This is a genomic window from Cytobacillus citreus (assembly GCF_018343665.1).
Classification (GTDB): domain Bacteria; phylum Bacillota; class Bacilli; order Bacillales; family Cytobacillaceae; genus Cytobacillus; species Cytobacillus citreus.
On sequence record NZ_JAGYPM010000002.1, the window covers coordinates 468,874 to 475,968 of the forward strand.

At 37.2% G+C, this 7,095-nt stretch carries 5 protein-coding genes; all 5 read left to right on the forward strand.

Features of this window, described 5'->3' with window-relative positions; translation table 11 throughout:
- The first annotated feature begins 367 nt into the window (after positions 1-367).
- The 5 genes from KHA94_RS08380 (at position 368) to KHA94_RS08400 (ending at position 7,027) form a co-directional block, all read left to right on the forward strand.
- Positions 368-2,854, forward strand: coding sequence for a phosphodiester glycosidase family protein (locus KHA94_RS08380; RefSeq protein ID WP_213101683.1), 2,487 nt, complete (start codon positions 368-370; stop codon positions 2,852-2,854).
- Positions 2,855-3,352: 498 nt separating this feature from the next.
- Positions 3,353-3,760 (forward strand): hypothetical protein, encoded by a 408-nt coding sequence (locus KHA94_RS08385; RefSeq protein WP_213101684.1) that lies wholly within the window; start codon positions 3,353-3,355, stop codon positions 3,758-3,760.
- A gap of 131 nt (positions 3,761-3,891) precedes the next feature.
- Positions 3,892-4,407 (forward strand): GNAT family N-acetyltransferase, encoded by a 516-nt coding sequence (locus KHA94_RS08390; RefSeq protein ID WP_213101685.1) that lies wholly within the window; start codon positions 3,892-3,894, stop codon positions 4,405-4,407.
- Between the two features lie 389 nt (positions 4,408-4,796).
- Entirely contained in the window at positions 4,797-5,525 is a 729-nt protein-coding gene (locus KHA94_RS08395) for a C40 family peptidase (RefSeq protein WP_213101686.1), read from the forward strand.
- Between the two features lie 332 nt (positions 5,526-5,857).
- Complete coding sequence (locus KHA94_RS08400) at positions 5,858-7,027, forward strand: IS256 family transposase (RefSeq protein WP_213101687.1); 1,170 nt, start codon at positions 5,858-5,860, stop codon at positions 7,025-7,027.
- Positions 7,028-7,095 lie beyond the last annotated feature (68 nt).

The window sequence follows — 7,095 nt, forward strand, 5'->3', positions numbered from 1 at the left end:
AACCAAAATCGAATGAACGTGTCCTCATAGAGGTAGAAAGAAGCAATCACCGATCCAAAATCATGAGACCATGTCCTCGTCAAGCTCGATCGAACTCTATATGACTATCATTTCAATAAAAATATTAATCAAGCATGCATGAATCTCGATAGTTTTTGTAGGCTTAATGCAAGTGCTATGAATCAAAGTAAACAAACAAATGATTCTTACAAACTCAAGCCATTCAGCTGCTTTTTGGGGGCGAAGTTTGAGAAAATTAAAGAAACTCACGATTAATATAATTGAATAGTAGTTTTATACAGTTATTTGTCCTTTTTTTGGGAAAATGTCATATAATAATAGAATAGTATAAAAAAGGAGAGTAAAAATGAGGAAAAAATGGTTTATTAATGTAGTGGTCATTGCGGCGTTGATTTTTGGACTTTACTCACCTGCTCAAGCTCAAGCAAGCGAACCGAAAGTGTATTGGGACGGTCTGCTAATGGTTAAAGGGCAAGTAGGTAAAATTAAAGTGATAAAGCCTATTAATCTATGGAAAAGAGAAGGAAATAAGCTAGTATTCACTCGTGTATTAAAGCCTGGTGAGCAATATCGAGTCTATCGTTATGACAATCTATATGGTGGTCAGTACGGACTTGGCGGCGGCTATTATATTACGAAAATGGAAGGTTATGTCGATTATCGAACACCTTCTAAGAAAAAGCTTGCTGAACTCGAAGCTGCCTATGGCGGCGGTGGCAGCACAACGAAGCCAATCGGCAATCTATCAATCGGGAAAGTAACTCAGCAGCAATCGAAGAAACTTGCCCCTGGTGTTACGGAAACTCAGCTTTCAGTTGAAAGCAAACGCGGAAAGCAGAAAATTTTTACCGTTGAATATGATGGGAAAACAGAAAAGATCAGCTTAGAGACAGCATTGGCAAATGATCAATTATTCGGCTATGAAACAGTTAAGAATCAAGCAAATGGTGCACAGACTGGAGACAAGCATGTTGTGGCTGGTATCAATGGAGATTATTTTGATAAAAATGGTCATCCCCTTGATTTGATGATTCAAAAAGGAAATATCGTCACAACAAGTCAAACTCCTTTGGATCAATTAGCTGTTTTTGGTGTAACAAAGGACGGAAAGCCTCTCATCGGAAGTCCTGAATTAAAATTATCGGTCCAAGTGAACGGACAAGAACCATATAAAATTAATTCCGTCAACCGCACTCGTTCAGCTAATCATCTTGTTCTTTATACACCAGAGTTTGCTAGCTCAACAAGAACAAATGAGCTTGGCACAGAGGTCGTTGTCAAGATCGATTCTGGTCAGTTGAACGGACATAGTGTCTTAACAGGAACTGTCCTAAAGGTAGCCAGCAATGTAGGGAATGAATCATTAAATAGTGGCGAATTTGTTTTATCCGGACATCATTTTGCCAGCGATTTTTTACATACGATCCAAGAAGGCGACAAAGTAGAGGTTAAAGCGGAATTTGCCCAAAGCGAATGGAATCAAGTAGTGGAAGCAATCAGCGGGCGTTATCATCTTGTGAAAAATGGCTCTATCGTTAATCAGGACGTTCCTGGTGTTCATCCAAGATCTGCGATTGGAATTAAAGCGGATGGCAGCGTTGTCACTGCTGTTGTTGATGGACGTCAAAGCAGTCATAGTGTAGGGCTAACATTACCTGAAATGGCTTCTGTTATGAAGGATCTTGGTGCCGTTCAGGCCTTTACGTTTGATGGCGGCGGATCTTCGACGATGGTCACAAGAGACCATGGGGATGATAAGGTTTCTGTCACTAATAAGCCATCTGACGGTAGGGAGCGCGGCGTTGCGAATTCATTATTATTTATTAGTCAATGGATGAAAGGTCCTCTTCATCAGCTTGTCGTGAAGCCTGCAGAAATTACGCTTTTTGCTGGAGCAACGTATAAGGATTTAGGCATTACCGTAAGAGGCATGGACATGTTCTATAATGCAGTTCCAGTCACGCAGCCTATTACGTTTAGTTCGCCAGCCTTAAAGAAAAATGCAGATGGCAGCTATACGGTTTTAACAGCATTAAGTAACAGCGAGGTAGCGGTTTCAGCCGGAAATATTAGCAGCAAGGTTAAACTTAATATTATCAATTCTCTAGATAGTATTCAAGTAGATGAAAAGGATATTATCGTTGAGAAAAATAACGTTTATAAAATTCTCCCAAAAGGAATTTATAAAGGAAAGACAGTTATTACAGATCCTTCATTATTCAAATGGAGTGTCACTCCGAATATAGGAACGATTAACAATAAAGGTGAATTTAAAGCAGGTGCAGCGAATGGAACAGGCGTTATTACAGTTTCGCACGGAAAAGTATCTGCAAAAATAAATGTTACAGTTGGCACACCTGAGCCGATCCTGCTTGAGGGATTTGAAGGTGGGATTGCAAATTACAAAGCTTCAGGTGCAAGATATAAGAGTGTAAAAATTGAACATGATCCTGCAATTAGTAAAACAGGAAAGCATTCAATCAAGCTCAGCTATGATTTCACTGGTACAACAGGAACATCTGGTGCTTATATTGATACCGTAAATCCACTTGCATTAAAAGGATCTCCGAAGAAAATCGGCATGTGGGTTTACGGAGATGGCAAAGGGCATTGGTTAAGAATGCAGCTGAAGGATGGTAATAATCAAGACGTTCAGCTTGATTTCACGAAGAATATTGATTGGACCGGCTGGAAGTACGTTGAAGCAAGCCTGCCTCCAGGACTGAAAACACCATTAAAAATCGATGTCCCAGTCCGTTATATGGAAACAAATGACTCCAATAAAAACAGCGGCGTCATTTATATCGACCAAATTCAAGCAGTATACAAATAGTTGTCACAAAGTAAAAGGGTCTAATGCCTCAAGATAAAAAATCGTAAGCAAACATTGCCTTCGGTTTTTAGATCATAGAGGGATTGAACCCCTTTTCTATTGATATCCTATGAACGGGCTTTTCAAGCTTTTTTTAGCTAAACTAATAGAATTAACAGGGGTATCACCCAATCTATTAGGTTTAACGGCCAAACTTAAGTAAATAAAAGCCAATGCCATCGGAATGTTTATTTTCCCATAAAAACTTTACAGAAATAAGACAACCATGTTAGCTAATGAAATATTATGTTATGATAGTGCAAGTGAAGTTTTGATAAAGCTTCATTTAAAAAGATCGCATTAATCAAGATAAGGCATTCACCGGAAGGACTTGGTGAACGCTATAAAATTGTTTTAGGCATTGGTTTGATTTGTAATATATGATATGATACGCTAATATATGCGGTCCTATTTTAGTAGGATAAATCTTTAAAGACCCTTTTCGTTGGAGGGAAAAGAATGTCATCAAGATCTAAATATGATCAAATTAAGAAACAGTTTGAAAAAGAGCCTCCGAAAATTATTGGGGGTTATAAGAGGCAAGGCTGGGCTCAGAAAACTTTAGATAAAACAGCAAACGATGATATTGAGCAAGAGCCGAAAGGGTTTGTTACGGCAAAGGCAATTCTCGAAGCTAATGATGGCAGTTATTATCCTGCTTTTTTATTAATTGATACGAAGAAGAGTGGAAAAGTTAAGGATGCATTCTTTATTTCAGAAGCAGAGGATCAATTTCATCTTATTCCTTTACAACTAGCTCTGGAATTTATTGAAAAAGAAGCAAGTGATTTAATGCCTTTCCGATATAAAACACTTGGAAAAATAAAAGGAGACCAATACCAAAAAAATTGGCCAGACTTCTCCTAAACCTTCTTAATAATCTATTAAGAAGGTTTTTTCCGTTATGGAGAAAAAGTCATATTAAATACTAGACACCATCAACTGGGTGATAATGGTACCATTGAGTAAATGCAGTTATTGAATGGTGGTTATGACACATGGAAGTATTTATTGAAAAATTACAAGTTACAGATGCAGAAAATTTGTATAATTTCGAACTCGAAAACAGAACTTTTTTCGAAGAAATGGTACCGACTCGTGGAGATGACTACTATAACCCTGAGATTTTTAGAAAAAGATATGTAGCCTTACTGGAAGAACAAGCTCAAGGAATTTCTTATTTCTATTTAATTAAAGATAAAGATCATTCAATTCTGGGAAGAATAAATTTAGTAGATATTGATAAATCTCAAAAAATCGGGCATCTCGGTTATAGAGTAGGGCAAGCACATACTGGAAAAGGTTTTGCAAATAAAGCTTTAAAATTGTTATTAGAAACAATTCCTGACAAAGACATAGTACAGATTAAAGCGAAAACAACGACTAATAACATTGCATCTCAAAAAGTTTTAGAGAAAAATGGATTCAAGAGAGTAGCTACCAGTAGTGAAGAATTCGAAATGAATGGTAAGAAGTTAAATTTTGTTTATTATACTTTGCCCATTAGGTTTTAGTCTTTTTGAACTACCGGAGGGCTTTTGTATAATAAAAATTGGCGAAGTCAGCAGTTACTGTTGGCTTTTTTATGTCGTAGTCGGATGATAATGTGCAACAGCATATACAGAGATATTAGACCGTTATACGGGTGTGAGGATACTAAAGTGGAAGCGAATTGTTTCTTGAATTAATCGGCAAAGATGCTGAATTCCTGCCCCTCCAAAAATCTCATGACTTTTGGGGTGGAAGGCCATCTAAAATCTAGTGATTTAGGCCATTTGTAACATTAATGTAATATAACACCCCATAATTTAATAGAATTGAAATGATAAATTACCTGAAAATAATGTAAAATAATCGTATTAGCGATAAATTATGACATTTTTCTTGTTTTCAGGAGGATAAAATGAAAAGAATAGCGAAAGTGATCTTAACTGCCTCATTATTATTACCCACTTTTTTCGGAGTTGGACAAGCAAGCGCTGCGAGCGTTACTGATGAAATGATTGATTATAGTAAAACATTAATTGGGATTCCTTACGTTTATGGTGGAAACAATACAAGTGGATTTGATTGCTCCGGATTTATAAAATTTGTTTACGATAAATTTAACATCTCACTTCCAAGAATTTCAGCTGATCAATATGCTGGAGGTACAGCAGTTAATAAAGAAGATTTAATTCCTGGAGATCTTGTCTTCTTTAATACAGCAGGTGGAGGGAAAGTTTCTCACTCTGGTATTTATCTTGGAGATAATCAGTTTATCCATGCGGATTCAACAAAAGGAATCAAGATTAGTAATTTAGAAACTGAACGCTATTGGAAAAATGCCTATCATGGTGCAAAGCGATATATAGAAGCTCCGGCAACTGAAGCGGCTGGAATGTTTCAAGGCCTTGACATTAGGGAGAACCAGGTCGGTGTAATTGAAGTAAAGAAATCTATTAATCTATGGAAACGTGACAGCGATAATAAATTAATATTTGAAAGAGTACTTAATCCAGGTGAAAAGTACCGAGTTTATGGATATGATTCAAATCATGGTGGACAATATGCATTAGGCGGAGGCCTTTACATTACCGATATGAAATCGCATATTGACTATCATTCACTACCGCAAGTTGCAAAGAACTAAAAGAAATTTACATCATGTATATGTTTGATCCAGCCTGTGGGGCATGTGGACAGACCTTTGATTCGTTCGTCGAATCACTTTCTGTGCATGTGACCAACAGGCTTTTTTATATTGTGGTTAGCGGAAACCAAAGTGTATGAATGATACCCATCCAGAGGAAATATTGCTTTTAACGGTAACCAAAGTGATTGGTGCCCGTCCAGAGGGGTTTTTGTCGTAAGCGGTAACCAAAGTGAGTAAAGTCCATATAATTGTGTAAAAAGAAAAGGGCATCATCATGACCCGTGTTACAATGTTTTCGACCAAGAAAACGACAAACGGAGGACATGATGATGACCCACATTAATATTACAATAAATTTAGAGGATCTCAAAGAAAAAATCGAGAATAGCCCATTAGAATCTCCTGTTAAAGCCTCATTGGCACTAATTCTAAATTCTTTAATGGAAAAAGAACGAGACGAACATATTAATGCGCTCTCCCATGAAAGAACCGATGAGCGTAGAGGTTATCGCAATGGTTACTATGAACGAGAACTTATTACTGGGACCGGATCCCTAAAATTAAAAGTTCCTCGTACTAGAGACGGTGAGTTCTCTACAACCGTCTTTGAAAAGTACAAGCGCTGCGAAAAGGCGTTAATTCTGTCCATGATTGAAATGGTGGTTAATGGTGTTTCTACTCGTAAAGTAACGAAGATTGTGGAAGAATTATGCGGGAAAAGTGTATCTAAATCCCTTGTTTCTAATTTAACCAAATCCCTTGATCCAGTAATTAATGAATGGAGAAACCGACCATTAAACACTCTTTATTACCAGTATCTCTATGTAGATGCTTTGTATATTAAGGTTCGCGAAAACAATAAAGTTGTTTCCAAAAGCGTTCATATTGCATGTGGTGTAAATGAAAAGGGCTTTAGAGAAATCATTGGCTTAAAGATTAACCATTCCGAATCAACTGAAAGCTGGTCTTTATTCTTTGAGTATCTAAAATCAAGAGGGCTCCAATCCCCTAAATTGGTTATTTCTGATGCCCACTCGGGTTTGGTTACAGCGATTAAACAAACATTTTTGGGGACTGCATGGCAGAGGTGTTGTGTTCATTTTTTAAGAAACATTTTCGAAACAATGCCTAAAAAGGGAACAGCTGAGGCTCGCCAAGAACTGAAGGATCTGTTTCGTAATTCCGAATTAGAGATTGTGAGAGAGTTGAAAAATCGCTTCATAGAGAAGTACGAAGAGGTAAAAGGCTTTTCAAAAACAATTGATACTCTTGAAGCAGGATTTGAGGACGCTATTCAATTTCACTCTCAGCCGGTTCAGTACCACAAGCATTTAAAGACAACGAATATGCTTGAACGTTTAAACAGAGAAATTCGAAGGAGAGAAAAAGTCATTCAAATTTTCCCAAATGATCAGTCAGCAATTAGAATCATTGGTGCCGTATTAATGGAGATTGAGGAAGAATGGACCAATAAGAAATCTCCATATCTAAAAAAATAAAGGCGTAATAACTGACCATTTACAGAGTGAAATAGCCTAATTTCGAATTGACATTGAGACTCTGCGGG